This window comes from Rhodanobacter ginsengisoli (assembly GCF_042657065.1).
Taxonomy (GTDB): Bacteria; Pseudomonadota; Gammaproteobacteria; order Xanthomonadales; family Rhodanobacteraceae; genus Rhodanobacter; species Rhodanobacter ginsengisoli.
This window is the reverse complement of record NZ_JBHSNF010000001.1, coordinates 1,225,449-1,252,032: the sequence shown is the minus strand read 5'-3', so window position 1 is coordinate 1,252,032 and position 26,584 is coordinate 1,225,449. Positions and strand designations below refer to the sequence as shown.

General features: G+C 65.8%; 25 protein-coding genes and 1 tRNA gene. 19 read left to right on the top strand and 7 right to left on the bottom strand.

Features of this window, described 5'->3' with window-relative positions; all coding sequences use genetic code 11:
* Positions 1-2: 2 nt before the first annotated feature.
* From ACFPPA_RS05575 to ACFPPA_RS05545, 7 genes are all read left to right on the top strand, one after another.
* Positions 3-1,706, top strand: a complete 1,704-nt coding sequence (locus ACFPPA_RS05575; protein ID WP_377318070.1) for a hypothetical protein — start codon at positions 3-5, stop codon at positions 1,704-1,706.
* A complete protein-coding gene (locus ACFPPA_RS05570) occupies positions 1,703-2,494 on the top strand; it encodes a phage BR0599 family protein (protein WP_377318068.1) in 792 nt (263 codons plus the stop codon). Before ACFPPA_RS05575 ends, ACFPPA_RS05570 begins: the two co-directional genes overlap by 4 nt.
* 9 nt (positions 2,495-2,503) lie before the next feature.
* Complete coding sequence (locus ACFPPA_RS05565; protein WP_377318066.1) at positions 2,504-2,746, top strand: hypothetical protein; 243 nt, start codon at positions 2,504-2,506, stop codon at positions 2,744-2,746.
* Positions 2,746-2,970 carry a hypothetical protein gene (locus ACFPPA_RS05560; RefSeq protein WP_377318064.1) on the top strand — a complete coding sequence of 75 codons (225 nt, stop codon included), beginning with the start codon at positions 2,746-2,748 and terminating at the stop codon, positions 2,968-2,970. Before ACFPPA_RS05565 ends, ACFPPA_RS05560 begins: the two co-directional genes overlap by 1 nt.
* Positions 2,960-3,226 carry a hypothetical protein gene (locus ACFPPA_RS05555; protein ID WP_377318062.1) on the top strand — a complete coding sequence of 89 codons (267 nt, stop codon included), beginning with the start codon at positions 2,960-2,962 and terminating at the stop codon, positions 3,224-3,226. Before ACFPPA_RS05560 ends, ACFPPA_RS05555 begins: the two co-directional genes overlap by 11 nt.
* Positions 3,219-6,035 carry a galactose-binding domain-containing protein gene (locus ACFPPA_RS05550; protein ID WP_377318060.1) on the top strand — a complete coding sequence of 939 codons (2,817 nt, stop codon included), beginning with the start codon at positions 3,219-3,221 and terminating at the stop codon, positions 6,033-6,035. Before ACFPPA_RS05555 ends, ACFPPA_RS05550 begins: the two co-directional genes overlap by 8 nt.
* Before the next feature lie 134 nt (positions 6,036-6,169).
* Positions 6,170-6,934, top strand: coding sequence for a DNA adenine methylase (locus tag ACFPPA_RS05545; RefSeq protein ID WP_377318058.1), 765 nt, complete (start codon positions 6,170-6,172; stop codon positions 6,932-6,934).
* On the opposite strand, the gene ACFPPA_RS05540 is transcribed toward ACFPPA_RS05545, so the two are convergent.
* Complete coding sequence (locus ACFPPA_RS05540) at positions 6,918-7,100, bottom strand: DUF3606 domain-containing protein (protein WP_377318056.1); 183 nt, start codon at positions 7,098-7,100, stop codon at positions 6,918-6,920. The genes ACFPPA_RS05545 and ACFPPA_RS05540 overlap by 17 nt on opposite strands.
* A gap of 537 nt (positions 7,101-7,637) precedes the next feature.
* On the opposite strand from ACFPPA_RS05540, the gene ACFPPA_RS05535 reads away from it, so the two are divergent.
* The 5 genes from ACFPPA_RS05535 to ACFPPA_RS05515 all read left to right on the top strand — a co-directional run bounded on the left by ACFPPA_RS05535 (position 7,638) and on the right by ACFPPA_RS05515 (position 13,113).
* Positions 7,638-9,020, top strand: coding sequence for a PhoH family protein (locus tag ACFPPA_RS05535; RefSeq protein WP_377318054.1), 1,383 nt, complete (start codon positions 7,638-7,640; stop codon positions 9,018-9,020).
* A gap of 122 nt (positions 9,021-9,142) precedes the next feature.
* The gene (locus ACFPPA_RS05530) at positions 9,143-10,081 is read left to right on the top strand and encodes an aspartyl/asparaginyl beta-hydroxylase domain-containing protein (RefSeq protein WP_377319458.1); all 939 of its coding nucleotides are present in this window, start codon (positions 9,143-9,145) and stop codon (positions 10,079-10,081) included.
* 58 nt (positions 10,082-10,139) lie between these two features.
* Positions 10,140-11,039: an RNA polymerase sigma factor SigJ gene (gene sigJ, locus ACFPPA_RS05525; protein ID WP_377318052.1), complete on the top strand. Its 900-nt coding sequence runs from the start codon at positions 10,140-10,142 to the stop codon at positions 11,037-11,039.
* A gap of 43 nt (positions 11,040-11,082) precedes the next feature.
* Positions 11,083-11,544, top strand: a complete 462-nt coding sequence (locus tag ACFPPA_RS05520; RefSeq protein WP_377318050.1) for a carboxymuconolactone decarboxylase family protein — start codon at positions 11,083-11,085, stop codon at positions 11,542-11,544.
* 147 nt (positions 11,545-11,691) lie between these two features.
* Positions 11,692-13,113 carry a serine hydrolase domain-containing protein gene (locus ACFPPA_RS05515; protein WP_377318048.1) on the top strand — a complete coding sequence of 474 codons (1,422 nt, stop codon included), beginning with the start codon at positions 11,692-11,694 and terminating at the stop codon, positions 13,111-13,113.
* Here the strand turns inward: ACFPPA_RS05515 and ACFPPA_RS05510 are convergent.
* From ACFPPA_RS05510 to grxC, 4 genes are all read right to left on the bottom strand, one after another.
* Positions 13,058-14,224 (bottom strand): helix-turn-helix domain-containing protein, encoded by a 1,167-nt coding sequence (locus tag ACFPPA_RS05510; RefSeq protein WP_377318046.1) that lies wholly within the window; start codon positions 14,222-14,224, stop codon positions 13,058-13,060. The two genes, ACFPPA_RS05515 and ACFPPA_RS05510, sit on opposite strands and share 56 nt — an antisense overlap.
* Positions 14,225-14,444: 220 nt before the next feature.
* Positions 14,445-15,458, bottom strand: a complete 1,014-nt coding sequence (locus ACFPPA_RS05505) for an isocitrate dehydrogenase (RefSeq protein WP_377318044.1) — start codon at positions 15,456-15,458, stop codon at positions 14,445-14,447.
* A gap of 205 nt (positions 15,459-15,663) precedes the next feature.
* Positions 15,664-16,056 (bottom strand): carboxymuconolactone decarboxylase family protein, encoded by a 393-nt coding sequence (locus ACFPPA_RS05500; RefSeq protein WP_377318042.1) that lies wholly within the window; start codon positions 16,054-16,056, stop codon positions 15,664-15,666.
* Positions 16,053-16,316 carry a glutaredoxin 3 gene (gene grxC / locus ACFPPA_RS05495; protein ID WP_377318040.1) on the bottom strand — a complete coding sequence of 88 codons (264 nt, stop codon included), beginning with the start codon at positions 16,314-16,316 and terminating at the stop codon, positions 16,053-16,055. The genes ACFPPA_RS05500 and grxC overlap by 4 nt, the downstream gene beginning before the upstream one ends.
* 113 nt (positions 16,317-16,429) lie before the next feature.
* Between grxC and ACFPPA_RS05490 the strand changes: the two genes are divergently transcribed.
* From ACFPPA_RS05490 to ACFPPA_RS05460, 7 genes are all read left to right on the top strand, one after another.
* Complete coding sequence (locus tag ACFPPA_RS05490; RefSeq protein ID WP_377318038.1) at positions 16,430-18,067, top strand: beta-barrel assembly-enhancing protease; 1,638 nt, start codon at positions 16,430-16,432, stop codon at positions 18,065-18,067.
* A 121-nt stretch (positions 18,068-18,188) separates the two neighbouring features.
* Positions 18,189-18,878 carry a phosphate regulon transcriptional regulator PhoB gene (gene phoB, locus ACFPPA_RS05485; RefSeq protein ID WP_377318036.1) on the top strand — a complete coding sequence of 230 codons (690 nt, stop codon included), beginning with the start codon at positions 18,189-18,191 and terminating at the stop codon, positions 18,876-18,878.
* Positions 18,879-19,134: 256 nt separating this feature from the next.
* Positions 19,135-20,229 carry a phosphate regulon sensor histidine kinase PhoR gene (gene phoR, locus ACFPPA_RS05480; protein ID WP_417715081.1) on the top strand — a complete coding sequence of 365 codons (1,095 nt, stop codon included), beginning with the start codon at positions 19,135-19,137 and terminating at the stop codon, positions 20,227-20,229.
* 52 nt (positions 20,230-20,281) lie between these two features.
* The gene (gene ppk1 / locus ACFPPA_RS05475; protein ID WP_377318032.1) at positions 20,282-22,375 is read left to right on the top strand and encodes a polyphosphate kinase 1; all 2,094 of its coding nucleotides are present in this window, start codon (positions 20,282-20,284) and stop codon (positions 22,373-22,375) included.
* Between the two features lie 82 nt (positions 22,376-22,457).
* Positions 22,458-23,975 (top strand): Ppx/GppA phosphatase family protein, encoded by a 1,518-nt coding sequence (locus tag ACFPPA_RS05470; RefSeq protein ID WP_377318030.1) that lies wholly within the window; start codon positions 22,458-22,460, stop codon positions 23,973-23,975.
* Between the two features lie 71 nt (positions 23,976-24,046).
* On the top strand, positions 24,047-24,766 hold the full coding sequence (locus tag ACFPPA_RS05465) for a peptidylprolyl isomerase (protein WP_377319457.1): 720 nt from the start codon (positions 24,047-24,049) through the stop codon (positions 24,764-24,766).
* Between the two features lie 8 nt (positions 24,767-24,774).
* Positions 24,775-25,503, top strand: a complete 729-nt coding sequence (locus ACFPPA_RS05460; RefSeq protein WP_377318028.1) for a UDP-2,3-diacylglucosamine diphosphatase — start codon at positions 24,775-24,777, stop codon at positions 25,501-25,503.
* A gap of 638 nt (positions 25,504-26,141) precedes the next feature.
* Here ACFPPA_RS05460 and ACFPPA_RS05455 read toward each other — a convergent pair.
* Both ACFPPA_RS05455 and csrA read right to left on the bottom strand, forming a co-directional pair.
* A tRNA-Ser gene (locus ACFPPA_RS05455) sits at positions 26,142-26,234 on the bottom strand.
* 76 nt (positions 26,235-26,310) lie between these two features.
* Positions 26,311-26,514 carry a carbon storage regulator CsrA gene (gene csrA, locus ACFPPA_RS05450; RefSeq protein ID WP_377318026.1) on the bottom strand — a complete coding sequence of 68 codons (204 nt, stop codon included), beginning with the start codon at positions 26,512-26,514 and terminating at the stop codon, positions 26,311-26,313.
* Between the last annotated feature and the right edge of the window lie 70 nt (positions 26,515-26,584).

Sequence of the window (26,584 nt, the reverse complement as noted above, 5' to 3'; positions counted from 1 at the left end):
TGATGACCCTCTTGTCAGCCGCCGCCTTGCAGTCACCGTCCTCGTCGCGCAACGCGGCGATCACGGCCGACCTGGGCACCTATGCGACGGACTACTGGCCGCCGCACCAGGTGGACCTGGGCCTGCAGCCACCGTCCACCGTGGTCTCGCCCATGCCGGTGATCGAGCACCCGACCGTACGCAGTGGCGCGCTGTTGCGCTCGTACTTCGAGGATTTCTACTACCGCGTCTATATCACTCCGACGCGCCTCGATCTCGGCAACCTGGTCACGGCGCAGACGCGCAGCATCACCGTCTGGAATGCCTGGCCCGACCAGTCGCAATCGCTGACCGACCTGCAGATGATCGGCGCCGACGGCATCACTGCCACTGGCGAGGGCGCCCTGCCGCTCGCCTTCAATCCGCTGCAGCAACGTGTGTGGCAGGTCAGCGTCGACACCATCGGCCCGGCAGTGATCGACGCCACGCTGAGCTGGCTGTTCGCCGGCCTCGATCCGGTGGAAGCCAGCATCACGGGCAATCGGCTGATCGCCTGGATGATCGCGCCGGACTGGGCGAACAACCTCACCGAGTCGCTTGCCTGGCTCACAGACGTGCAGAACGCCGTGGATGGCTCGCAGATGCGTCAGCCCTGCTTGCCCGTGCCGCGCCGCGAGTGGGAGTTCACCGCGATCGCCGAAGGTGCCGATCGGCGCATCGTCGAGAACGCGCTATTCGACTGGAGCTCGCGGAAGTGGGCGTTGCCGGTGTGGGTCGACGTGACCTGGCTCAAGTCGACGATCCCTGCCGGTACCAGCGTGATCGCGATGGACACGACCGGGCTGGATTTCGTCGAGGGCGGCCTGGTGATCCTGTACACGTCGGCATCGAGTTACGAGCTAGGCGAGATTCTCACGCTCACCACGGCCTCGATCACGCTCAAGCAACCCACGGTCAATGCATGGGGCAAGGGTGCGCGGCTGCTGCCATGCCGCACCGCCACGCTCACCGATTTCCCGACGCTTCGCCGCAAGTCGGATCAGCAGATCCAGACGCAAGTGCGCTTCCAGGCGGCGGAGGATTGCGAGTGGCCCGCGATCGCGCCGGCGGCGCTGTACCTGGGTATCCCTGTGCTGGAAACCCGCAGCAACGAACCGGAGGATCTCGCGGCCGCCTACGGCCGACAGATCGTCAAGATCGACAACGACATCGGCGCGCCCACGATCGACGACTTCAGCGACCTCACATGGCCGACGCAGCCGTTCTATTGGCTGGTGCATGGCCGTGCGGATCGCGCGGCGTTGCGCAGCCTGCTCTATTGGTTTCAGGGTCGCGGCAATGCGCTGTGGCTGCCCAGCGGCAACGATGACGTGACGCTTCTGACCACGGTGGCGAGCGGCGCCACGGCGATCACGGTGGCCTGGGCAGGCATCACCCGCCATCTGCATGGCCAGCCGGGTCGGCGCCACCTGCGCATCGAGCTCAAGAGCGGCGCGGTGTACTACCGGCGAGTGACCGACAGCGCGGAAGTGGACGAAGAAACCGAACAGTTGGCGATCGACAGCGTGCTCGGCGTGACCGTGACGCCGGCTCAAGTGCTCAAGATCAGCTGGATGATGCTGGCCACGCTCAACAGCGACCGCGTCGAGCTGGGGCATGTGCATGAAAGCGCAGGCCAAGCCACCGCGGCAGTCACCTTCATCGGCGTGCCGAAGGAGGAGCCGTGAGCTTCATCAGCCGCTGGATCGAGTTCTATGACTTCGCGCGTGGTGTGCAGCACTTCCGTTATGTCACGGAAAATAAGGCGATGGTGTACCTGGGCCAGCCGTACACCTATGCCAACATCAAGCGCAGCGGCTTGACCGAAAGCGGTGATCTCACCCGCAACGTGCTTGACCTGTCCGTGCCCATCGACCTGCCATTGCTGGATCTCTACCGAGGCACCGCGCCGATGCAGGATCTGGACATGACACTGATGCGCCAGCGTAAGAGCGATGGCGTAGTGGAGACGCGCTGGGTCGGCATTATCGGCAGCGTTGAGTGGTCGACCAACAAGGCGATCATCCACGGGCTGCCGCCTATGGCCAGCCTCAAGGGCCTCGGCCTCAAGCGCAACTGGCAGAAGGGCTGTCCGCTAACCACGTACGGCAGCGGCCTCGGCGAGTGCAACGTCGACCGCGAAACCATGCGGGTCAACGCCACGATCATCTCCACGGCTGGCCTCACGGCCACTGCGGCCGCCTGGGGCACCAAGCCGGACGGATGGTTCGACGGTGGTTGGATCGAGTGGTCGGTCGCCGGCATCGTCGAGCGGCGCCCGATCGTGTCGCATGTCGGCACCGTACTGACCCTGCTGCGCCCCGCGCTTGTCCCCGATGGCACGGTGGTGGCCACATACCCCGGCGACGACCACACCCTGGCCACCTGCGACACGAAATTCAACAACGCCATCAACTATGGCGGCGATCCCTTCCTCACGGAAAAAAACCCGATGGGTAGCGACCCCATTTACTAGGAGCAACACGTGGATCCGGTAACCTGGATATACATCATCGTCATGGTCATCGCGCTGATTCTTTCGGTGGCGTTGGCGCCCAAGCCCAAGAACGCCAAACCACCGGCGCTCTCCGACTTCGACGTGCCGACCGTCGAAGACGGCCGCGAGGTGATGGATTTCGGCGGCACGGTGTGGATCGATGATCCGAACATCACCTGGTACGGCGATCTGAAGGTCTATCCACCCATTCAGACATCGAGCGGCAAGTGATGAACATTCAGACGATAAAAATTCGGGCGTGGGACAGCTTCCGCCGCACCTTTGGCCCATCCAAGGCTGTCGACTATCGCTACGTCGTCGGCGGCCAGTGGTTCCTCGATGTGTCATTGAATAAGCCCATCCCAGTGCCTGGTCTCATGCAGCGGTTGCGCTGGCGTCTTGGCTTGACTGACAACCTGGTTCCGCGTCGACGCTGGTGGCCTTGTGGTCGCTGACATCCTCATCACCATGCAGCACGTGCGCGCCGCCAAGCTCGGCGGCACCGGCGTGCTGTGCGCGCCGAGCATTCGCGCCTGGTGTGAGCGCTACGACGTCGACCTTCGCCAGCTCGCCGAGGAGGGCCTTCCGATCGAGCAGGCCGAAGCCATCGACGATGCGTTCGCGCAGCGTGTCGTGTCGATCGCGCGCGCTGAGGCCGCGGCGGCCGAAGCCGAAGCCGCCGCTGAAGCGGAGGCGCTGAATCATGGGTAAGGGCGGCAAGGTCACCATCGGCTTCTGGTATCAGATGGGCATCATGTTCGGGCTCAGCACCGGCCCGATCGACGCGCTGCGCAAGATCACAGGCGGCGGCCGGCTTGCCTGGTCCGGCAATGTCACGGCAAGCGGCCCCATCAGTATCAATGCGCCGAACCTCTACGGTGGCGAGAAAAAAGAAGGCGGCATTCAGGGCACCGCCGACTTGATGATGGGTGAAGCCACCCAGATGCCGAATGACTACCTGATCAGCCAGCTCGGCACGCCGATGCCGGCGTTTCGCGGCAAGGTGATGCTGGTGTTTCGCGGCATCGTCGGCGCCATGAACCCCTACGTCAAGGCGTGGGGGTTCCAGGTGCAGCGCTGGACCGCGGGTTGGCGCACGCCGGTATGGGAGCCCGGCCTATGCCAGATCGACCAGGGCATGAACCCGGCGCATTTCATTTACCGCGCCATCACCGACCCCACCACCGGCTTGGGCCGCGACCCGAACACAGCACTGGACCTGGTGCGCATGAAAGCCGCCGCACAGACCCTTCACGATGAAGGGCTCGGGCTGTGCCTCAAGTGGTCGCGAAGCGACGTGGTGGGCAACTTCATTCGCACCGTGTGCGATCACGCTGGCGGCGATTTCGTCGATGACCCAACCACGGGCAAGCAATACCTGAAGCTGTTCCGCGGCGACTACGACATTGCCACCGTGCCGCTGGTCGACGAATCCAACATCGTCGAGCTGGTCAGCTACGAGCAGAGTGCGCTTGCCGGGTCGGTCAACCAGATCGTGGTGACCTTCCATGACAGCGAGACCAACAAAGACGCGGCAACCCCGGCGATCAACAACCTGGCCAACATCCAGGCGCAGGGCCGCGTGATCAGCCAGGCCGTGCGCTATGACGGCGTATGGAACGGTGAACTTGCCCTGCGGCTCGGCGAGCGCGACTTGCGCGCCGGAAGCAGCCTTCCGGCACGCATGAAACTCAAGGTGTTTTCGACGCTGGATGTGCGCAAGGGTGATGTGCTGGCCTTCAGCTGGGCGCGCCTCAACCTCTCGCGCATGGCCATACGTGTGTTGGATATCGATCGCGGTGGGCCGACCGTCAACACCATCACGCTCACCTGCGCGCAGGATGTCTATAGCCTGCCAACCACCACGTATCTGATTGCGCAGCCCACGTTGTCGACGCCGCCCAATCTCGACCCACAAACCATCGTCGCGCAGCGCCTGGTGGAATCCAGCTACCGCGATCTCTCCGCCGTCATGCGTCCCGCCGATCTAGCCCAGGTGGCCGCACTGGCCGGCTACGTCGGCGCGTTGGCCAAGCGCCCGGCCGGAGTGCCGATCAACTACGCACTCACCACGCGCATCGGCACCACCGGAGCCTTCACCGAGGTTGCCACCGGCGACTTCACGCCCAGCGGCTTGCTCGCCGCCGTCATGCCGGCCGGCGCAGCGCCGGTCGCCATCACCCTCACCAGCACCAACGATCTGGATCTGGTCGCCGTCGGCAGCGAGGCGCTGATCGACGACGAGGTTTTCCGCGTCGACGCCATCAATGCCGTCGCCGGTACCGCGACCCTGGCGCGTGGCTGCGTCGACACGGTGCCCGCGCTGCATGCTCTCGGCGCGCGCGTTTGGTTCACCGACTTTTTCACCACGGCCGACCGGACCGAGTACACCACGGGCGAAACCATCCAGGCCAAGCTGCTCACGCGCGCCGGCAACGGCGCGCTCGATCCCGCCCTGGCCACCGTCGCGAGCATCCTGCTCAACAAGCGCCAGATCCGCCCGTACCCACCCGGCAACCTCAAGATCAACGGCGTCGCGTACCCGGCCACGGTGACCAGTGGCCTGGTGCTGACCTGGTCGCATCGCGACCGCGGCCTGCAGGCTGACCAGCTGGTTGATACGGCCGCAGCCAACATCGGCCCAGAGACCGGCGTCACCTACACCGTGCGCACTTACCTCAATGGCGTCCTCAAGAGCACGACGACAGGCATCACCGGCACCACGCATACGCCTGCCGATCCAGGTAGCGGCACGGTGCGCATCGAGGTCGACGCCGTCCGCGACGGCTACACCAGCTGGCAGCCGCTGACGGCGACGTTTGGCTATGGGTTGCCGCAGATCACGACGATGGCCATCCCGTTCTTCGTTGGCTCGGCATCCACGATTCAGCTTACCGAACAGTACGGCACGGCGCCTTTCACATACACCAGCGCTGCACTTCCAGCTGGTATCACGATGTCCTCCAGCGGCCTAATCAGCTACGACGGCAGTGGTGGTGCCGTTGCCGCCACGGCTGTTGATTTCACGGTGACCGATCAGACCGGAGCTTCCTCCACCACCGCTGTTCCTGTGTCGGTGAACACTGTCATCGTGCCGGCGATCGGCACAAACGTCGCCGCTGGGAAACCCGCATCCTCGAATATGGTGGTTCTGATCGGCAACTCCGCCATGATCACGGATGGGGTCATATCCAACTCGTCGTATTGGGGCACAGGCACTGCCGGCGCGGTTTGGGTGATGGTCGATCTCGGCAACTATTACGAATTGAACTCTGTCAAAACGTGGCGTTATTGGGCGGATGGACGCACTTACTTCGGGACTAAAACCGAAGTATCGACCGATGGCACGACATGGACCACGGTATTCGATTCGTCTGTCAGCGGCACATATGCCGAGACGAGTGCCGGCCACATCGACACCTTTGCTGACCGCCCAGTGCGATATGTGCGGTCGTGGGCAAACGGATCGAGCGCCAACGTAGGCACGCATTGGGAGGAAATTCAGGCCAGCAGACAGTAAGCACCAAACGGAGCGCCGGGCTGCTGATACAGCCCGGCCTCTCTCCACGACAGGACGTGGATCAAGCGGGGCCCCTTCCGTGATCACGGCGGGGCCAGCGTACGAACCAACGATCTCAGAAGTGGAGACACAACATGGCAAGACCGATCCTCGCCTGGCCCGGCGGAAAGCGCAGGCTGGCAAAGCACATCCTCCCGCTCTTTGACAGTCCGCATCAGTGTTACGTCGAGCCCTTCGCCGGCGGTGCCGCGCTGCTGTTCATGCGTGCCACGCCGGCGCCGGTGGAGGTGCTCAACGACATGCACTCCGAGCTGGTGCACCTGTACCGTTGCGTCCGCCACCACCTGGACGAGCTGGTGCGCCAGTTCCGCTGGGCGCTGGCCAGCCGCGAGATGTTCGAGTGGGCCAAGATGGAGCGGCCCGAGACCCTGACTGATATTCAGCGCGCCGCGCGGTTCCTGTTCCTGCAGAAGCTGGCTTTCGGCGCCAAGGTCAGCGGCCACACCTTCGGCACCTCGGCCATGCAGCCACCGCGGCTCAACCTGCTACGCCTGGAAGAGGATCTCTCCGCTGCGCATCTTCGCCTGGCCAGGGTCACCATCGAGCACCTGCCGTGGCAAGACTGCATCCGTCGCTATGACCGGCCCGAGACCCTGTTCTACCTCGACCCGCCTTATTGGCAGACCGAGGGCTATGCCAACGCATTTCCCTGGCCGGAGTACGAGCAGCTCGCCGAAGTCATGGCCACCCTGCAAGGCCGCGCCATCCTCAGCATCAATGACCACCCCGACATCCGTCGGGTGTTCAGCCGTTTCAAGCACCGCAAGCTGTCGACCACCTACACCATCGGAGGCGACAAGAAGCCCGCCGGCGAGCTGCTGATCACGACGTGGAAGTAGCGCCGAGGTCTTCGGGCTGACGCGTAGCCAGGTACAAACCCACCAGGCCAACCGCTGTGCTGCCCATTACCAGCACGGCCTGGGCCAGCTCCTCGTCGGTGCAGCAGAAGTTGCCGCACCAGTACGCCCGGCTCAGCGGGCTCTCCATCTCGATTTGATCGTCCATGCCGGCATGGTGCTCCAGACTGGCAGGCGGTCGAATCGGCCCAGCGAGCGGCGAGCTGTAGGCGCCGGCTGGTGCTCCGGTCGGCCGCCTACCGCCGCCGTGTAGCCGCGGCGTCCTGGCGCCGCCAGGCGGCATACTCCCGCACCATCTCCGCCCGCGTGCCGCACCATGAGCAGTGCAGCGGCAGCCGGCGAGGCAGGTAGGTCTCCGCCTCGGCCACCGGGTCGTACGCCCGACCGCACTCCGGGCACCGGGCATTCTCTAGCATGGTCATCGAGCGGCTGAGGATCTGGCGAGGGTCGATGCGCATGCCTCCGAGCCTACCGCCCCGGCGTCTCATCCCCTGGGCGCCTTTGACGGTCGTTTGAGCGCCCCTCAATGACCCGTTACGATGCCCTCCCTAGACCGGACCAGCGCTTTGCAAACCAAGTGTCCCCATTTCGCAAACCAAGTGGCCGCTTACAGCTACGCCCCTCACCCCGTGACCCTCTGCCCGTCACGGCTCCTTCCTTCACCCACCAGCGAGGACACTTCCGCATGACCGGAAGCAAGCGCATCTACGCTCTCGACACCAACGTCCTGCTGCATGACCCGACCTCGCTGTTCCGCTTCGAGGAACACGACGTCTTCATCCCGATGACCGTACTGGAGGAGCTGGACGAAAAGAAGAAGGGCGCCTCGGAAGTCTCGCGCAACGGACGCCAGGTCAGCCGCTTCCTCAACGAACTGGTCGAGGCGGGCAAGCAGAACGACCTCAGCGACGGACTGGAGCTGTCCAATCCGCAGGGCATCAAGCTCAAGCGCGGCGGCTCCGTCGGCCGCCTGTATTTCCAGCATCGCACCAGCAGCAACGGCCACGCCAAGGCCGACAACCAGATCCTGTCGGCGGTGATCGAACTGCGCGAGCAACATCCCGATCGCGCCGTGATCCTGGTCACCAAGGACATCAATCTCCGGATCAAGGCGAGCATCAACGGCATCGTCGCCGAGGACTACGAGAACGATCGCGCGCTGGACGACTTCTCCCTGCTCTACACCGGCTCGGCCGAGCTGCCGGCCGACTTCTGGGACCAGCACCCGGAAGTCCGCTCGTGGACGGAGCGCGGCCGCACCTTTTACCAGGTGGATCGTCGCGAGGACGAGACCTGGTACCCGAACGAATGCCTGTTCCTGCCGGGCGAGAACGACGTCGAGCTGCGCGTCCTGCAGATCGACGACCGCAGCGCCACCATGGTGCTGCTGGACGACCACTCGCACGCCAACCATCACGTCTGGGGCATCGGCGCGCGCAACCGCGAGCAGAACTTCGCGCTCAACGCGTTGATGGACCCGGACATCGACTTCGTCACCCTGCTGGGCAATGCCGGCACCGGCAAGACCCTGCTGGCGCTGGCCGCCGGCCTGGCCCAGGTGATGGACCAGCAACGCTACCGCGAGATCATCATGACCCGTGCCACCGTCTCGGTGGGCGAGGACATCGGCTTCCTGCCCGGCACCGAAGAGGAGAAGATGACGCCGTGGATGGGTGCGCTGACCGACAACCTCGAGGTGCTGGCGAATCCCGAGGACGGCGGCAGCTGGGGCCGCCAGGCCACCAATGACCTGCTCGCCTCGCGCATCAAGATCCGCTCGCTCAACTTCATGCGCGGGCGAACCTTCCTGTCGCGTTACCTGATCATCGACGAGGCGCAGAATCTCACCCCGAAGCAGATGAAGACCCTGATCACCCGGGCCGGCCCCGGCACCAAGATCATCTGCCTGGGCAATGTCGAGCAGATCGACACCCCCTACCTCACCGAAACGACCTCCGGCCTGACCTACGCGGTGGATCGCTTCAAGAGCTGGGAACACTCGGCGCACATCACCCTGCGCCGTGGCGAACGCTCGCGACTGGCGGACTTCGCGGCGGAAACCCTGTAACCGACGGCTTGCGGCATCACTCCCCGGCCGGGGAGTGATGCCGGCCAGAACGGGCCCGGTAGTAGAATGGAGACCTGCCCGCCGCTCCGGTCACCGCGTCCACCATGATCTCGACACCCCGCATCATCCTGTTCGCCCTGTTCGCCTTCTTTGCGCTGTGCGTGTTGCTGGTGCACCTGCGCGGTCGCGTACGGCTGCGCTTCGATCGCCAGCTGGTCGATCATTCGGCGATCTTCGCGCCGTACAACCTGCTGATGTACGCGTTCTCCGCGGTACCCGCCCGGCCGATCCTGGACCGCAGCGGCTTCCCGCAACTGGATCTGCTGCAGGCGAACTGGAAGGTCATCCGTGACGAGGCGACCCACCTGTTCGACGAGGGCTACATCCGCGCCGCGGCCAGGAGCAACGACGCCAGCTTCAACAGCTTCTTCAAGCAGGGCTGGAAGCGTTTCTACCTGAAATGGTACGGCGAGCCGCTGGCTTCGGCCGAGGCGCTGTGCCCGCAGACCGTGGCCCTGCTGAAGGCGATTCCCAGCGTGAAGGCGGCGATGTTCGCGTTGCTGCCGCCGGGCAGCAAGCTCAACCCGCATCGGGATCCGTTCGCCGGCTCGCTGCGCTACCACCTGGGTCTGATCACGCCGAACTCGCGGGACTGCCGCATCTTCGTCGACGGCGAGGAACACGCCTGGGGCGATGGCAAGGACGTGGTGTTCGACGAAACCTACGTGCACTGGGCCGAGAACAAGAGCACACAGACCCGGGTGATCCTGTTCGCCGACGTCGAGCGGCCGTTGCGCACGCGCTGGATGAATGCGATCAACCATCGCGTCGGCGCGTTCATGGGCCGGATCACCGCCTCGCCGAATACCGAGGGCGAGACGGAGAAGACCGGTTTCATCAACCGCCTGTTTGCGCTCAGCCAGCGCCGCAAGGGCGCCACATACGCATGGAAGGCCGCGTTCAAGAGCCGCCACAAAAAACTTTACAAGGCCGGCAAGTACGTCGGCATCCTGCTGCTGATGTGGGTGATCTTCCTGGCGCCCTGGCCGGTCTTCCGCTGAGCGGTCACGTCCTGCATCGGTCGTGCGTCCTGGCAAGGTCCTTCCGCCGGAGCGTCCCATGGATCCGAAAACCGCCCTGTTCCAGCAACACCGCCAGCGCCTGTTCGGGCTGGCCTACCGCATGCTCGGTACACCCGGCGACGCCGAGGACGTGCTGCACGACGCCTGGCTGCGCTGGAACGCGCAGGACACCGCGGCGCTGGACGACCCGGAAGCCTGGCTGGTCACGGTGACCACGCGGCTGTCGCTCGATCGCCTGCGCCGCGCCAGGACCGAGCGCGCGCACTACACCGGCCCCTGGTTGCCAGAGCCGCTGGTGCCGTCCGCCGAGCAGCCCGAGGCCGAACTCGAACGCAGCGAGACGATCACCCTGTCCTTCCTGCTGCTGCTCGAACAGCTCAGTCCCGAGGAGCGCGCCGCATTTCTCCTGCACGAGGTGTTCGATTACAGTCACGCCGAGGCGGCATCGATCCTGGGCATTGCCGAGGACGCCTGCCGCCAGCGCCTGCACAGGGCCAGGGCGCGCCTGCGCGAGGGGCGACCGCGCTTCAACGTCGACGCCACCGCGCAGCAACGCATGCTTGAACGCTTCGTAGCCGCCATGGCCCAGCCCAGCATGGAGGCGCTGCGCGCATTGTTCGCCGAGGATGCGATCCAGATCAGCGATGGCGGCGGCGTGGTTCGCGCCACCTTGCGACCGTTGTACGGTGCGGAGCGGCTGGCCCGCCTGTATCTGCAGATCGCTCGCAACCTCGGCCGCGGCGCCGCACGCTACGAGATGACGACACTCAACGGCGCACCGGCGTTGCTGATGTGGGCGGGCGACGCGTTGAGCTCGGTCATCTGGGTCGAATGCGACGGCGAGCGCATCACGGCAATGCACGGCCTGCGCCACCCCGGCAAACTGGCGCGGCTGGCGGCTGTCACGAAATCGGAGCGCTCGGCGTCCTTGCATTGAAGCGGCCAATCCCGGCCACCTTCGCAGACCCAAAGGAGCTCCCATGTCCCGTTTCGCCATCGAACGTCATTACCAGGCCATGACGCCGCTGGTCACCCTCGGCAAGAACATCCACACCGCCGGCCGCCTGGAACCGGCGCTGATCGAGCTGGTGCTGATGCGTGTCTCGCAAATCAACGGCTGTGCCTACTGCCTGGACATGCACAGCAAGGACGCCCGCGCTGCCGGCGAAACCGAGCAACGCCTGTACGTGCTGCAGGCCTGGCGCGAAACCACGCTGTTCAGCGAGCGCGAGCGCATCGCCCTGGCCTGGGCCGAGGAACTGACCGAACTGACCTCGCGCGAGGCGGTGTCCGACGCGCTGTACGAGCAGGCCCGCCAGCACTTCGACGAAGCCGCCCTGGTCGACCTGAGCTTGCTGGTCGGCGTGATCAACAGCTTCAACCGGCTCAACATCGCCGCACGCACCGTCGGCGGCAGCTACACGGTCGGCATGCACAAATAGCGGGCGCGCCTTCCTTCGGATGGCGGACTCGCCTCGAGGGAGGCGTCCTGAATCAGGGTATGGGCGTACGAATCGGCCGGATCGGACGCATTTGCGGGAGTCTCACTGCCATCCTGAGTCCTCGTCCCCAAGTCCGAGGAGTCGCTCATGTCCCGTCCGTCATCCGCGCGCTGGCAGAAGCCGGTCACCGTCCTGCTCGCTTCGCTGCTCACCGCGACGGCCGTCATCGTGCTGCTGAACCGGGAGGCGCTGCACGTCGCCACCGGGTCGGTCAGCGATTCGCTCTGCGCGGCGGCCTTCGTCTCGAAGGTCGACCCCGACCGGATCTACGCCGAGGAGCAGCAGCCGCTGATGGCCAGCATCGGCTGGGCCGTGCGCTACACCGTGGATCGCCGCAGCGGCGAAGTGCGCAGCAGCGTGCTGGGCCTGTTCCCGGCCCGGGCGGCATACCGCAATGGTCTGGGATGCGTGGTCATGCACGGGAACGGCCGGGTGCCCGAAGCCGGCGGCCTCAAGGACCCGGCGGCTCCCGACACCTTCGGCCCCGCCATCGTCACGCCCGCCGATCCGGCGCTGCGCCGCGCGCTCGACCTCGCCTTCGCCGAACCCGATCCAGCGCATCCGCGGCTGACCAAGGCCGTGGTCGTGTTACACGACGGCAAGCTGATCGCCGAGCGCTATGCCCCGGGCTACGGACCGGAGACGCCGATCTGGGGCCATTCGGTCACCAAGTCGGTGATCCAGGCGCTGATCGGCATCCTGGTGCGCCAGGGCCGGTTGCGCGTGGACCAGCCCGCCCCGCTCGCCGCGTGGGCCTCGCCGACGGATCCACACCGCGCCATCACCGTCGACCAGCTGCTGCGCATGGACAGCGGCCTGCCCTTCGACGAGACCAACGGGCCGGTCAATCCGGCCACCCACATGTGGTTCCGCGAGGCCGACTCGGCCGCCTACGCGGCGCGCATGCCGCTGGAACATCCGCCCGGCACTGCGTGGGGATACAGCAACCTCAGTTTCGCGCTGTTGTCGAAGCTGGTCGGCGATGCCACCGGCGGCACCGCCGTCGGCGGCGAAGCCTTCGCCCGCCGCGAACTGTTCGCGCCGCTGGGCATGCATCATTCGGTGATCGAGACGGACGCCACCGGCACCCCGCTCGGTGCCGGTTTCATGTACGCCTCCGCTCGCGACTTCGCCCGCTTCGGCCAGCTCTACCTCGACGACGGCGTGGCCAACGGCCACCGCATCCTGCCCGAGGGCTGGGCGGCGTACAGCCGCTCGCAGACCCTGAATACCGGCTACGGTGCTGGCTTCTGGACCAACCTGGTGAACACTGGCAGCGTGCCGGTATGGGACGCGCCCTGGGGCATGCCGCAGCTGCCGAAGGACATGTTCTACGCGCGCGGGGCCTTCGGCCAATACGTCATCATCGTGCCGTCCGAGCGGTTGGTGGTAGTGCGGCTGGGGTTGACCGTGCAGGGCGGCGGCACCGGCATCGGCGATGCGACGGCCGCCATCATCGCCGCCTTGCACCGCCAGACGACAGCGGGTCTGCCGGCGCCCCCGCAGTGACATGGCGCCGCCGGTAGCCGCTGGGCGTTTCGTCCACCTGTCGCTTGAACGCCGCGTTGAAGGTCGACTTGGAGGTAAAGCCGCAGGCATAGGCGAGGTCGAGGATGGTGCGCGTCTCGGTTGGATCGGCCAACCTCTCACGCACCGCTTCCACGCGCAGGCGGTTGACGTAGTCCCAGAAACTGCCGCCCAGTCGCCGGTTGATCACTGCCGAGACCAGGTATTCCGGATAGCCGCTGCGCCTGGCCACCTGGCCGATGGTCAGCGCCGGTTCGAGGTACAGCGGAGCGTCGCCGTCCATCAGCTGCGCCAGTCGCGCCTCGACCTCGGCGTAGCGCGAGGTATCAGTCGACGGCGACCCGCCGCCATCGACCTCCGGTGCAGCCGGCGCACCCGATATTGCCGGCTCGGCCTGTACCGGCGGCTGGCCCAGGCTGAACAAGCCCACCATGCATACCCAGGCGGCGACCAGGCCGAACAGCAACCCGTAGTTGAATACCGGCAGGTAGACCAGCGCCTGCACGATGGCCAGGCACCAGATCGCGATCTGGAAGACGGCCATCGCGTCGATCCAGCGCAGCGAGAGGCGGTCGGCATCGGAACGCCGCTGACGCAGCTGACGCCGGTAGCCATGCAGCCGCCGCAGCCCGGCGATCACATAGGACAGGCCGTAGAGGAACAGTGGCAGGTCGAACCAGGCGCCGATGCTGCGCTCGCCGGCGAGCCAGCGCGCCGACATCGCCTGCAGCCCGGCCTCGTCCATGGTCAGCACGTAAGCGTTGAGCACCAGCATCACGGCGAAGCCGGCCAGATGCACGGTATCGCGCGGCCGGAATCCGCTCCCCCGGGTAAGCGCACGCACGTACAGGTAGAACAGACTGCCGTAGAGAAAGGGAAACAGTGCGACGAAGCGATAGGCGCGAAACCATTCCGGCGACAGCAGGTGCCAGTACAGCGCCTTCACCGCCAGATCCATACCGGTCAGAGCCACCCAGACGGCAAGCAGGCGATTGGCTTCGCGATTGGCCGGACGACGCCACAGAGCGAGGGCAAGCAGGGCCGCCTGCACCGCGGCGGCGAAATAGAGGAAGGTCCAGGGCGTCAGGCGCATGACTGCAAGCATTGGATCCGTTACAAGGGTGGCCGGCATTCCCGGCCGCCACGACCTGTCATCCTAGCCAGCCGGTGCCGATCCAGAAAGTGGAAGATGGCCATCGGCCCGGAGGTCGAACCGAGCGCGGCGATGCCCAACCTGCTTTCCCAGGCCACGCACGGCGCGTCCCGTGCGTGGGGTTTGCCTGCCGGCCCACCCCGACCCGCACATGGCTGGCTCAGCCCTTCACGCGCCGCGCGATCGCTTCGCCGAAACTTTCCGTACTGCCCTTGCCGCCCAGGTCCGGCGTCACCTGGTCGCGATCGTTTTCCATAGTGTCGCGGATCGCCTGGCGCAGTTTGCTGCCCTTTTCCACCATGCCGAGGTAATCGAGCATGTCGGCAGCGGCCAGCAGCAGCGCGCACGGGTTGGCAATGCCCTTGCCAGCGATGTCCGGCGCCGAGCCGTGCACCGCCTCGAAGATCGCCGCGTGCTCGCCGATATTGTCGCCCGGGGCCAGACCCAGGCCGCCGACCAGACCCGCGCACAGGTCGGAGATGATGTCGCCAAACAGGTTGGTGGTAACGATCACGTCGAACTGCTCGGGGCGCATCACCAGCTGCATGCAGGTGTTGTCCACGATCATCTCGTTGAACTCGATCTGCGGGTATTCCCTGGCGATCTCGCGGGCCACGTTGAGGAACAGCCCGGAGCTGGTCTTCATGATGTTGGCCTTGTGCACTGCGGTGACCTTCTTGCGGCCCTTCTTCACCGCCATCTCGAAGGCGTAGCGCACGATGCGCGTGCTGCCCTTGCGGGTGTTGCGGATGATCGAGGTGGCGGTCTCGCCGTCCTCTGACATGGTCTGGCCCTCGGCCAGGTAGGCGCCTTCGGTGTTCTCGCGCACCGTGATGATGTCGATGTTCTCGAAGCGCGCCTTGGTGCCGGGGAAGCTGATCGCCGGGCGCACGTTGGCGTACAGGTCGAAATGGCGGCGCAAGGTGACGTTGATCGAGGTGAAGCCGCCGCCGATCGGGGTGGTGAGCGGGCCCTTGAGCGCCACCTTGTGTTCGGCGATCTTGTCCAGCGTGGCCTGGGGCAGCAGGTCGCCGTGCTTGTCCAGCGCAGCCATGCCGGCGTCGACAAAATCGTAGTTCAGGCCGCAGTCCAGCGCGTCGAGCACGCGCAGCGTGGCGGTCATGATCTCCGGGCCGATGCCATCGCCCGGGATCACCGCAATCGTCTTGCTCATGGGGGGTAACTCCTTGAACGGAAATAACGAGCAGCCCGTGCGATGGGGATACGCAGGGCCGAAACCGTTCAATTATCGCTGAATTGGCGTCCCACTGACAGTCTGGAGAGCACGCAAGGCGTTGAAAATACTCGCACGGAGCATGGCAAGAAACGGCATGCGCCGAGGCGATGGCAACGAAATGACGCGCCGGGCGTGACCCGCCTCAGGCATCGCCACCGGCGTGGTCGGCACAGGCCACGGCACCGCCCTCGCCTTCCGATTCCAGTTGGTCGAGCAGATCCACCGCCCGCCGCAGGTGCGGGATCACGATCGACCCACCCACCACCAGACCGACGCTGAATACCTCGAAAAATTCGTCGCGCTGCACGCCGGCCTGCTTGCACTGGGCCACGTGGTAGCTGATGCAGTCGTCGCAACGCAGCACCATCGAGGCGACCAGGCCCAGCATCTCCTTGGTCTTCACGTCCAGTGCGCCGGCCTTGTAGGTCTGCGTATCCAGCGCAAAAAACCGCCGCACGACCTGATTGTCCTCGGCCAGGATGCGTTCGTTCATGCGCTGGCGAAATGCGCTGAACTCGGCGAGCTTGTCACTCATGCGGCCAGCTCCAGCAGTTCGGTCAATTTGCCGCTGCGGTCAGCCGCCACCAGATCGTCGTAACCGCCCACATGCCGGTCGTTGACGAAGATCTGCGGCACCGAGCGGCGACCGCCGCTGCGCGTGAGCATCGAGTCACGCTGCGCCGGGTCGGTGTCGATGCGCACCTCGACCCATTCCAGCCCCTTGGACTTGAGCAGGTTCTTCGCCGCCACACAGTAAGGACACACCGCGGTGGAATAGACCTCGATCTTCGGCATCACGACAACTCCGGCAACAAGAAGGGTTGCCCCCAGAATGGGGGTGCCGGCATTCAACTCAAGCGATGAACCGAAGCCGCGGCCGGCGGTCACAGTGTTATTGTCGCCTACCTATGACCATGGCACCACGACGCACCGCCTCGCGCTTGCTGACAGCGCTGATCACCGCCAGCCTGGCCTGCACCACGGCAGCCCAGGACGAGGTCCGGCTGCCCGACCTGGGCAGCTCGGCGAACGCACTGATCTCGCCCCAGGAAGCACAGGATTACGGTGCCTCCATGCTGCGCCAGATGCGTGCACTGGACATGGTGGTGGACGATCCGCTGCTGGACGACTACATCAACGACATCGGCCATCGGCTGGCCGCCAGCTGCGACAAGCCGAAGGACCACTTCGCGTTCTTCATCGTGAAGGATCCGGAGATCAACGCGTTTGCCGCCCCCGGAGGCTATATCGCGGTGAATTCCGGGTTGATCACGATCACCCGCGACGAGAGCGAGCTGGCCGGCGTGATCGCCCACGAGATCGGCCATATCACCCAGAACCACCTGCAGCGTACGTTCGAGGCGTCGAAGAAGGATGCGCCGCTGATGGCGCTGGTCCTGCTCGGTGCCATCGCCGCGGGTGCCGCCAGTCGCAGCGGCGACGCGCCGATGGCGGTACTCGCCGGCGGTCAGGGGCTGCTCGCGCAGAAATCGATCAATTTCACCCGCAAGGACGAGATCGAGGCCGACCGCGTCGGCATCCAGACGCTGGCCAAGGCCGGGTTCGATCCGAATGCGATGGCCGACTTCTTCCAGCGCATGCAGGATGCCATGAGCACGGGCGCCGGCGGCCAGGATGTGCCTGCCCTGCTGCAGACCCACCCGGTAACGACGATGCGTATCAGCGATGCCAAGGCGCGTGCCGGCGCCCTGATCGCCGAGCAGAAGCTGCGTCCTTCCGACGACAGCATGAACCTGCTGCAGTGGCAGCAAAACACCGCGCCGATCGCATTCGTGAAAGACCCGATCCATCTGATTCCGCTACCCGATCATGATTCCCCGAGCAGCTATGCGCTGATGCGCGAACGGGTGCGCGTGCTGGCCGGCGACGCCACCCGGGAGGCGACCTATTACGGCTCGAACCTGCAAACCCGCCACAGTTTCGATACCCCGGCCAACCACTACGGCTATGCGCTGGCGCTGACCCGCAGCGGCCGCGGCGCCCAGGCGATCGGGCAGCTGCAGCCCCTGCTGCGTTCCGCCCCGGACAATCTGATCCTGAAACTGGCGATGGCCGATGCCGAGCTGCAAGCGGGGCATCGCGCGACGGCGCTGGCCATCTACAGTGCGCTCAATGCGCAATCGCCGCGCAATCGCGCGGTGGCGCTCGCCTATGCCACGGCCCTCACCATGTCCGGCGACAAACACCAGGCCAGCCTCGCCGCCGACCTGTTGCGACCGCTGCTGGACAATGCCAGCGAACCGGAAATCTACAGCGCCTATGCGCGCGCCAGCAGCGCGGCCGGTGACAGCGTGCGTGCCGGCGAGGCATTTGCCGACGCCAGTTACTATTCAGGCCGGCCATTCGACGCCATGGAGCAGCTCAAGCGGCTGCTCAAGCGCGACGACCTCGATTACTACGCCCGCGTACGCATCCAGGCACGCATCACCGAGCTGACGCCGCTGGTGCTGGAGTTGCAGAAGCGCAGGATCAAGACCGAGGACAATCCGGACGGGAGGCAGCCGTTGCGGCCCGCCAACGGCTAGCATCCCGTCGCATGAGTCCATTTGGTGACAATTGCGGGTCAGTCGCACTGACATCACGTCATCGACGTGTAACATCCATGCGTTGCAATATCCCCGTCACAAGCCACCGGCAGACCAAGGCGTGCACAAACGCATCCTGATCGTTGAAGACGAGACATCGATTCGCGAAATGATTGCCTTTGCCCTGCGCAAGGCCGGCATGGACGCGATGCAGGCAGCCGACGCCCGCGCGGCGCAACTGGCGATCGCCGAGCAGGTGCCCGACCTGATCCTGCTCGACTGGATGCTGCCCGGCACCAGCGGGCTGGATCTGGCCCGACGCCTGCGCAAGGAAGAGCTGAGCCGCGAGATTCCGATCATCATGCTCACCGCACGCGGCGAGGAGATGGATCGGGTCAACGGCCTCGAAGCGGGCGTGGACGATTACGTGGTCAAGCCGTTCTCCACCCGCGAGCTGATCGCACGGATCAAGGCGGTACTGCGGCGCAGTCAGGGCGATGATGGCTCGGGCATGGTGGAACTGGGCGGCCTGCGCATCGACGGACCGGCGCATCGGGTCTTCGCCGGTGACGACCCGGTGCCGATCGGCCCGACCGAATACCGCCTGCTGTATTTCTTCATGACCCACCCCGAGCGCGTCTACTCGCGCACGCAGCTGCTCGATCATGTCTGGGGCGGCAGCGTGTACGTGGAGGAGCGCACCGTCGACGTGCATATCCGCCGCCTGCGCAAGACGCTGGAGCCGTGGAAGCTCGACGACCTGGTGCAGACCGTGCGCGGCAGCGGCTACCGTTTCTCCACCAGCGTGTGAACCGGGCCGAGGGCTTGCGGCGACACGGGCTTTTGCCGATGCTGGATCTCCGTCACCCCCAGCCCACCGGCAGTGCGTCTGAATGAGCCCGTCAGCAAGGACTTCCTGGAAATTGCCCGCCGCACTCGCGGCCGCCCTGCTCGCCAGCATGCTGCTGGGCTGGCTCGTCGGCGGACAGGTGACAGCCTGGGTGGCCGTGGTCGCGATTGCCGAAGTCGTCTTGCTGCTGACTCGAATCGGTCATCAGACACGGACCATGATGACCGCACCGGCTTCGACCAGCCCTCTCCAGCATGACCGTTTCATGACGCGCTCCCGCCGCCTTGCCTCCAATCTGCGTGACTTGCGCAACGCCGCCAGCCAGTTGCCGGATGCGGTGGTGTTGATCGATCAACAGCAACATATCCGCTGGTTCAACCACGCCGCTGAAAACCTGCTGGGCTTGCGCCGGCCGCAGGATCGCGGCGTGCTTTTGCTGGAGCGCATGGCCGGCTCCGAATTGTCGGAATGGCTGCGCGATGGCGCGCACGAACCGCTCAACGACGCCGTCGCGCCGGGGCGCGCGGACAGCCAGCTCAATGTCAGCCTGCTGCCGTTCGGGGATCATGAGCAACTGCTGCTGGCGCGCGATATCAGCCACCTGAACCGGCTCGAACAGGTGCGGCGCGATTTCGTGGCCAATGTCTCGCATGAACTGCGCACGCCACTGACCGTGATCCACGGCTATCTCGAACTGATCGATCCGGAAGACGTACCCGAACTGGCGTCGGTGCTGGGCGAGATGCGTTCGCAATCGAAGCGGATGGGCCAGATCGTCGAGGATCTGCTCACCCTGTCGCGCCTGGAAACCCAGCATGACGTCGCCGACGAACGCGTTCCCATGGCGGCCCTGCTGGCCACCGTGCGCAAGGAGGCCGAAGCGCTAAGTCAGGGCCGCCACCAGATCACGCTGGAATCGAATACCGACGCCGATCTGCTCGGCTCGCCCAAGGACCTGCACAGCGCGCTGTCGAACCTGGTCAGCAACGCGGTGCGCTACACCCCCGCCGGCGGCAGCATCACGATCCGCTGGCAGCGGACGCCGGAGGGTGCGGTCTATTCGGTGAGCGATACCGGTTTCGGCATTCCGGCCAACCACCTGGCCCGGCTCACCGAGCGCTTCTACCGGATCTCCTCGAGCCGGTCGCGCGACAGCGGCGGCACCGGCTTGGGCCTGTCGATCGTCAAGCACGTGCTGAACCTGCATCAGGCGCAGTTGCAGATCGAGAGCACGCCGGGTGCCGGTTCCACCTTCAGCTGCCATTTCGGCCCGGCGCGCCTGCTGGCTCCCGGCGGCAGCGACGAGGGCTGACCCGGCCGCAGCGCGACATGCATTTGGCCCACCGCATGGGCCAGAATGAGGCATGCCCAGACGCCCTCCCAGCCCGCCTAACGCCCCCGACCTCAGTGCTCCAGAGCTCTACCTCAGTCGCGAACTGGCGGCACTGGAATTCAATTTCCGGGTACTGGCGATGGCCCGCGATGCCAGCGTGCCGCTGCTCGAGCGCCTGCGCTACCTCAGCATCGTGGCCAACAACCTCGACGAATTCTTCGAGGTGCGGGTGGCCATGCTCAAGCACCACCATGCCTTCGGCTCGGCTGCGCCGGGGCCGGATGGCATGGCTTCCGGCGAGTTGCTGGCGCTGATCCGCAGCCGCGTGCTCGACCTGGTCAGCGAGCAGTACGCCACCTGGCAGGAGCAGGTCGGCCCGCAGCTCGATGCCGAGCGGATCCACATCCTCACTCGCAGGCAATGGAGCTCGCGCCAGCAACGCTGGTTGCAGGGCTACTTCGAGCAAGAGGTGCTGCCGGTGCTGTCGCCGCTGGGGCTGGATCCGGCGCACCCGTTTCCGCGCATCCTCAACAAGACGCTGAACATCGCGGTGGTGCTGAAGGGTCGCGATGCGTTCGGTCACGAGGGCCACATGGCGCTGGTGCGCGCGCCGCGTTCGCTGCCCCGTATCATCCGCGTCCCCGCCGAGGTCAGCGGTGCCGGCGATCACTTCGTGTTCCTGGCCGAACTGATGCAGGCGTTCGCCGACCAGATGTTCCCGGGCTTCAAGGTGGTCGGCTCGTACCAGTTCCGGGTCACCCGCAACAGCGAGCTGATCGTCGAGGAAGCCGAGGTGGAGAACCTCGCGCTGGCGCTCAGCGAAGAACTGCTGGGTCGCGGTTATGCGCGCCCGGTGCGGCTGGAGATCGCCAACGATTGCCCGAAGGCGATCACCTCGATGCTGATCCACAACTTCCAGCTGGAGGAAGCCGACGTCTATCGCTGCAACGGACCGGTCAACATCATCCGTGCCGGGCTGATCTACGACTGGCTGGATCGACCGGAGCTGAAATTTCCGCGCTTCAATCCGCAACTGCCGGCGGCTCTGGACAGTGCCCGCAGCAAGTTCGACCTGATCGGCCAGCGCGACGTGTTGCTGCACCATCCCTACCAGAGCTTCGCGGCGGTGATCGACCTGCTGCGCCAGGCCATCGCCGACCCGCAGGTGCTGGCGATCAAGCAGACCCTGTACCGGGCCGGCGAGGACACCCCGCTGGTCGACCTGCTGGTGGAAGCGGCGCGCAACGGCAAGGACGTCACCGTGGTGATCGAACTGCGCGCGCGCTTCGACGAGGAGGCCAACATCCGGCTGGCCACCCGCCTGCAGGAGGCCGGCGTGCAGGTGGTCTACGGCGTGGTCGGCTACAAGACGCACGCCAAGATGATGCTGATCGTGCGGCGTGAGGAAGGCACATTGCGCCGTTACGTGCACCTGTCGACCGGCAACTATCATCAGGTCAACAGCCGCATGTACACCGACATCGGCCTGATGACCGCCCATCCGGAAATCGGAGAGGACCTGCACAAGGTGTTCCAGCAGCTGTCCGGGCTGGGACCGATGATCGAGCTGAAGCGGTTGCTGCATTCACCGTTCACGCTGTATCCCAGCGTGCTGGCAAAGATCGAGCGCGAGACCGCGCATGCACGGGCCGGCCGGCCCGCCCGCATCGTGGCCAAGCTCAACGCGCTGAACGAGGCGCGGGTGATCGAGGCGTTGTATCGGGCCTCGCAGGCCGGTGTGGAGATCGACCTGATCGTGCGCGGCGCCTGTACCCTGCGACCCGGCCTGGCCGGCATTTCCGAGCGCATCCGGGTGCGCTCGATCATCGGGCGCTTCCTCGAGCACAGCCGGGTCTACTGGTTCGCCAACGACGGCGCACCGGAGCTGTATTGCGCCAGTGCCGACTGGATGGAACGCAACCTGATGCGACGGATCGAGGTGGCCTTCCCGATCCTCGATCCGGAACTGGCCGCGCGGGTTTTCGAGGAAACCCTCGCCAACAGCCTGGCCGACAACACCCAGGCCTGGCTGCTCGGCAGCGACGGTCGCTACGTGCGCGCCGAACCCGGTGACAACCCGCCCTACAGCGCCCAATTGGGCCTGCTCGAACGGTTCTGCCAATGAGCCCGACGGCAGCGCTCCCTCGTTTCGTCAATTTCACCGACGCATGCGAGAATCGCCGCTTTACCGTCAGCGGAGCCCAGGCGTGAGTTCAGCCGAACAGACACCGATCCGCGACGACGAACTGATCGCCGCCGTGGACATGGGCTCGAACAGCTTCCACATGGTGGTGGCCCGCATGGAACACGGTGAACCTCGGGTGATCGACCGCTTGCGCGACAGCGTGCGCATGGCCGCCGGCCTGCGCGCCGACGGCACCCTGGACGCCGAACGACGGGCCCGCGCGCTGGCCTGCCTGGCGCGCTTCGGCCAGCGCATTGCCGGCCTGCCGTCGATGCGGGTGCGCGCGGTAGCGACCAATACCGTACGCCGGCTCGCTTCGCCGCAGGCCTTCCTGACGGCCGCCGAGGCCGCCCTCGGTCATCCGATCGAGGTGGTTTCCGGCCGCGAGGAAGGCCGCCTGATCTTCCTCGGTGCCGCGCACGATCTGCCCGCCTCGCGCGAGCCGCGACTGGTGATCGACGTCGGTGGCGGCAGCACCGAATTCATCATCGGTCGCGGGCTGGCGCCGCTGCACACGGAAAGCGTGCAGGCCGGCTGCATCGCCTCGACCCTGCGCTTCTTCCCCGGCGGCAAAATCACCCGCAAGCGCTGGCAGAAAGCCAGCAGCGAGCTGGGCGTGCTGCTGCAGCAGTTCGCCGAGGACTATCGCGAATCCGGCTGGCAGGATGCCTACGGCTCTTCCGGCACCGCCCGGTCGATCGGCGCGGTCGTGCAGGCGATGAAATTCTCCGACGACGGCATCACCCCGGGCTCGCTCGCCTCGCTGCGCGACGTGCTGATCGAGCAGGGGCAGATCGGCACGCTGAAGCTGCCCGGCCTGACCGAGGACCGCGCCCCGGTGATCGCCGGCGGCGTGGTGATCTTCGAGGCAGCCTTCGCCGCCCTCGGCATCGAACGGCTGCGGGTATGCCAGAGCTCGATGCGGGAGGGCCTGTTGTGGGATCTGCTGGGCCGCGCCGGCGGCAGCGATCCACGCACGGCCAGCATCGACGCATTGGCCTCGCGCTACGGCGTGGACCGGGCCCAGGCGCGCCGGGTCGAATCGACCGCACTGATGTTCTTCGATCAGGCGGCGAGCGCTTGGAAACTGGATGCCGATGCCCGCGAGTGGTTGTCGTGGGCGTCGCGGGTGCATGAAATCGGCCTGGCCATCGCCCACAGCCAGCATCACCATCACGGCGCCTATATCCTGCGCCACGCCGATCTCGCCGGCTTCTCGCGACAGGAACAGCAATTGCTGGCGGCCGTGGTTCAGATGCACCGGCGCAAACCGGACAAGGCGGTGATCACGACCCTGCCTCAACGTTATCGCGCCCTGTCACGGCAGATCACCGCGCTGCTGCGCCTGGCCGTGCTGTTCCGGCGGGCCCGGCGGGCCGAATCGCTGCCCCAGATGCGGCTGGCCGCCAGCGGCAAGTCGCTGCGCCTCAGCCTGCCGGCGGCCTGGCTCGAGCAGCACCCGCTCACCGCGGCCGACCTGCATCAGGAGCAGGCACCGATGGCCGAACTGGGCGTGAAACTGGATGTCTCGAACACCTGATCGCCCTTCCCGCAAACCAGGCGCCATCGTGGCCGCGTATCATGTCGGCACACCCGGACTGTTTGATGCCCATGTTGAAATCCCTGCTCGCCTCCCTGCTCCTGATCCTGCCGCTGACCCTGGCGGCGCAATCCGCCAAGCCGGCACCGGCAGCGACCGCTGCTCCGCCACCGCCTCAGGTACTGCTGCACACGTCGCAGGGCGATATCACGCTTGAGTTGTATCCGGACAAGGCACCCAAGAGCGTGGCGAATTTCCTGCAGTATGTTCGCGACGGTTTCTACGACGGCACCCTGCTGCACCGGGCCATTCCCGGCTACCTGGTGCAGGGTGGCCTGTACACACGCGAGCTCCAGCCCAAGCGCACGCGTCCGGCCATCCCCAGCGAGGCCGACAACGGCCTGTCCAACCTGCGCGGCACCGTGGCGGTCGCCCGTGGCGCCGATCCGAATTCCGGCACGGCCCAGTTCTTCTTCAACCTCGTCGACAACCGCCGGCTGGACTTCGTCGGCAACCAGAGCGGCCTGACCTGGGGCTATACCGTGTTCGGCAAGGTGATCAAGGGCATGGACGTGGTCGACAAGATCGCCGCGCTGCCTACCCGGCCGCTCGGCCCTTTTGCCGGGGATGTGCCCAACCCGCTGGTACTGATCGAAGCGGCCCATGTCGTGGGTGAAGAGACCCCGGCAGATGCAGGCAGCAGCGCCGCACCCGCCCGGGCGGCGTCGACGACCGCCAGGCCCGCGGAGAAATCCGGCAGGAAGACCGGCAAGCCCGCCGGCAAGGGTTGATCGGCAGGATGGCCACGCTCTTCATCTCCGACCTGCACCTGGATCCCGGTCGCCCTCAAATCACCGCGCTGTTCGAGAACTACCTCGCCAGCGCCGAGGTCCGCAGCGCCGATACGCTGTACATCCTCGGTGACCTGGTCGAGGCATGGATCGGCGACGACGACGATGCCGAACTGCCCCGGCGCATTGCCCTGGCCACCGCCGCCGTGCGAAACGCCGGCGTCCCGGTGTACTTCATGGTCGGCAACCGCGACTTCCTGCTCGGCGAGGCGTTCGCCCGACGTGCCGGCATGACCCTTCTCGACGATGGCGCCGTGCACGAGATCCATGGCACACCTACCCTGCTGATGCACGGCGACGTGCTGTGCACCGACGACGTGGCCTACCAGGCCGTGCGCCAGCAGGTCCGCGCGCCGCAGTGGCAGGCGCAGATCCTGTCGATGCCGCTCGAGGCCCGCCGTGCGTTTGCCGCCAAGGCGCGCGAGGACAGCCGGGCGCATACCGGCAGTGCGAAGGAAAGCATCATGGACGTGAATCAGGACGCCGTGGCCACGGCCATGCGCAAGGCCGGCGTGAAGCGGCTGGTCCATGGGCATACCCATCGGCCGGCGGTGCACACGTTCGAACTGGATGGCCATCCGGCCGAGCGGATCGTGCTCGGGGACTGGTACGAACAGGGCTCGGTGCTGCGGATCTCGCCCGGGGAAGTCGAGCTGCGCGGGCTGCCGCTCGGCTGAATTTCGCCTCGAAGCGGATGCCTCGCGCATGGGGGCGGGCGTCATCACGATCGCTGTCGAACACCGGGGGCAGCCATCTCTTCCAAATGCGCAAAACGCCCTTCGATGGGCGGGACGGTGACGCTTGGGCCTGGGGGATTGTTCGGTCCATCCGTGGACCTCACCCTTCCGCGCTGCGCGCTCCAGGGCCAGCCTGCGGCTGTCCGAATTTGTTCCTGACAAATTCGTCGACTGCGAAGGCAGGATGCCGGAGCGAACATCGGCGCAGCCGATGGCCCGAAGGGCGAGGCGTGGGAGACGCCGAGTAACCCAAGAGGGTTCGTCCACCACCTCCCTCCGCCAGATACGCAAAACGCCCCTTCGATGGGCGGGACGGTGACGCTTGGGCCTGGGGGATTGTTCGGTCCATCCGTGGACCTCACCCTTCCGCGCTGCGCGCTCCAGGGCCAGCCTGCGGCTGTCCGAATTTGTTCCTGACAAATTCGTCGACTGCGAAGGCAGGATGCCGGAGCGAACATCGGCGCAGCCGATGGCCCGAAGGGCGAGGCGTGGGAGACGCCGAGTAACCCAAGAGGGTTCGTCCACCACCTCCCTCCGCCAGATACGCAAAACGCCCCTTGCGGGGCGCTTTGCGTATCTGGCGGAGAGAGAGGGATTCGAACCCTCGATAAGGCTTTTGACCCTATACTCCCTTAGCAGGGGAGCCCCTTCAGCCGCTCGGGCATCTCTCCGGGTTTTTTTCCCGCATTGCTGCGGAGCCGGCAAGGATAGTGGCCGGCGAGGTCGAGGTAAAGAACTAATTCTCGATCAGGACTCTGAAGGCTCGTCGGGCGTACCACCAGTTTCGTGTTCGCCCTTGATCCGCTGATAGATTTCTTCGCGATGGACTGCAACGGTTTTCGGTGCGTTGATGCCGATACGCACCTGATTGCCCTTCACGCCAAGAACGGTAACGGTCACCTCGTCGCCGATCATCAGGGTCTCACCGACCCTGCGGGTCAGAATCAACATGTCTACTACTCCATAAATGCTGTTGGTCACAGGCCTGCAAATCGACGGCGCCTCACCCCTGAGCTGCCAT

What these genes read in the sequence shown, in the direction of transcription:
- ACFPPA_RS05575 (WP_377318070.1), top strand. Translation starts at nt 3, where the DNA reads ATGACCCTCTTGTCAGCCGCCGCCTTGCAGTCACCGTCCTCGTCGCGC.
- ACFPPA_RS05560 (WP_377318064.1), top strand. Translation starts at nt 2,746, where the DNA reads ATGAACATTCAGACGATAAAAATTCGGGCGTGGGACAGCTTCCGCCGC.
- ACFPPA_RS05550 (WP_377318060.1), top strand. Translation starts at nt 3,219, where the DNA reads ATGGGTAAGGGCGGCAAGGTCACCATCGGCTTCTGGTATCAGATGGGC.
- ACFPPA_RS05545 (WP_377318058.1), top strand. Translation starts at nt 6,170, where the DNA reads ATGGCAAGACCGATCCTCGCCTGGCCCGGCGGAAAGCGCAGGCTGGCA.
- ACFPPA_RS05540 (WP_377318056.1), bottom strand. Translation starts at nt 7,100, where the DNA reads ATGGACGATCAAATCGAGATGGAGAGCCCGCTGAGCCGGGCGTACTGG.
- ACFPPA_RS05535 (WP_377318054.1), top strand. Translation starts at nt 7,638, where the DNA reads ATGACCGGAAGCAAGCGCATCTACGCTCTCGACACCAACGTCCTGCTG.
- sigJ (WP_377318052.1), top strand. Translation starts at nt 10,140, where the DNA reads ATGGATCCGAAAACCGCCCTGTTCCAGCAACACCGCCAGCGCCTGTTC.
- ACFPPA_RS05520 (WP_377318050.1), top strand. Translation starts at nt 11,083, where the DNA reads ATGTCCCGTTTCGCCATCGAACGTCATTACCAGGCCATGACGCCGCTG.
- ACFPPA_RS05515 (WP_377318048.1), top strand. Translation starts at nt 11,692, where the DNA reads ATGTCCCGTCCGTCATCCGCGCGCTGGCAGAAGCCGGTCACCGTCCTG.
- ACFPPA_RS05510 (WP_377318046.1), bottom strand. Translation starts at nt 14,224, where the DNA reads ATGCGCCTGACGCCCTGGACCTTCCTCTATTTCGCCGCCGCGGTGCAG.
- ACFPPA_RS05505 (WP_377318044.1), bottom strand. Translation starts at nt 15,458, where the DNA reads ATGAGCAAGACGATTGCGGTGATCCCGGGCGATGGCATCGGCCCGGAG.
- ACFPPA_RS05500 (WP_377318042.1), bottom strand. Translation starts at nt 16,056, where the DNA reads ATGAGTGACAAGCTCGCCGAGTTCAGCGCATTTCGCCAGCGCATGAAC.
- grxC (WP_377318040.1), bottom strand. Translation starts at nt 16,316, where the DNA reads ATGCCGAAGATCGAGGTCTATTCCACCGCGGTGTGTCCTTACTGTGTG.
- ACFPPA_RS05490 (WP_377318038.1), top strand. Translation starts at nt 16,430, where the DNA reads ATGACCATGGCACCACGACGCACCGCCTCGCGCTTGCTGACAGCGCTG.
- phoR (WP_417715081.1), top strand. Translation starts at nt 19,135, where the DNA reads ATGATGACCGCACCGGCTTCGACCAGCCCTCTCCAGCATGACCGTTTC.
- ppk1 (WP_377318032.1), top strand. Translation starts at nt 20,282, where the DNA reads ATGCCCAGACGCCCTCCCAGCCCGCCTAACGCCCCCGACCTCAGTGCT.
- ACFPPA_RS05465 (WP_377319457.1), top strand. Translation starts at nt 24,047, where the DNA reads ATGTTGAAATCCCTGCTCGCCTCCCTGCTCCTGATCCTGCCGCTGACC.
- ACFPPA_RS05460 (WP_377318028.1), top strand. Translation starts at nt 24,775, where the DNA reads ATGGCCACGCTCTTCATCTCCGACCTGCACCTGGATCCCGGTCGCCCT.
- csrA (WP_377318026.1), bottom strand. Translation starts at nt 26,514, where the DNA reads ATGTTGATTCTGACCCGCAGGGTCGGTGAGACCCTGATGATCGGCGAC.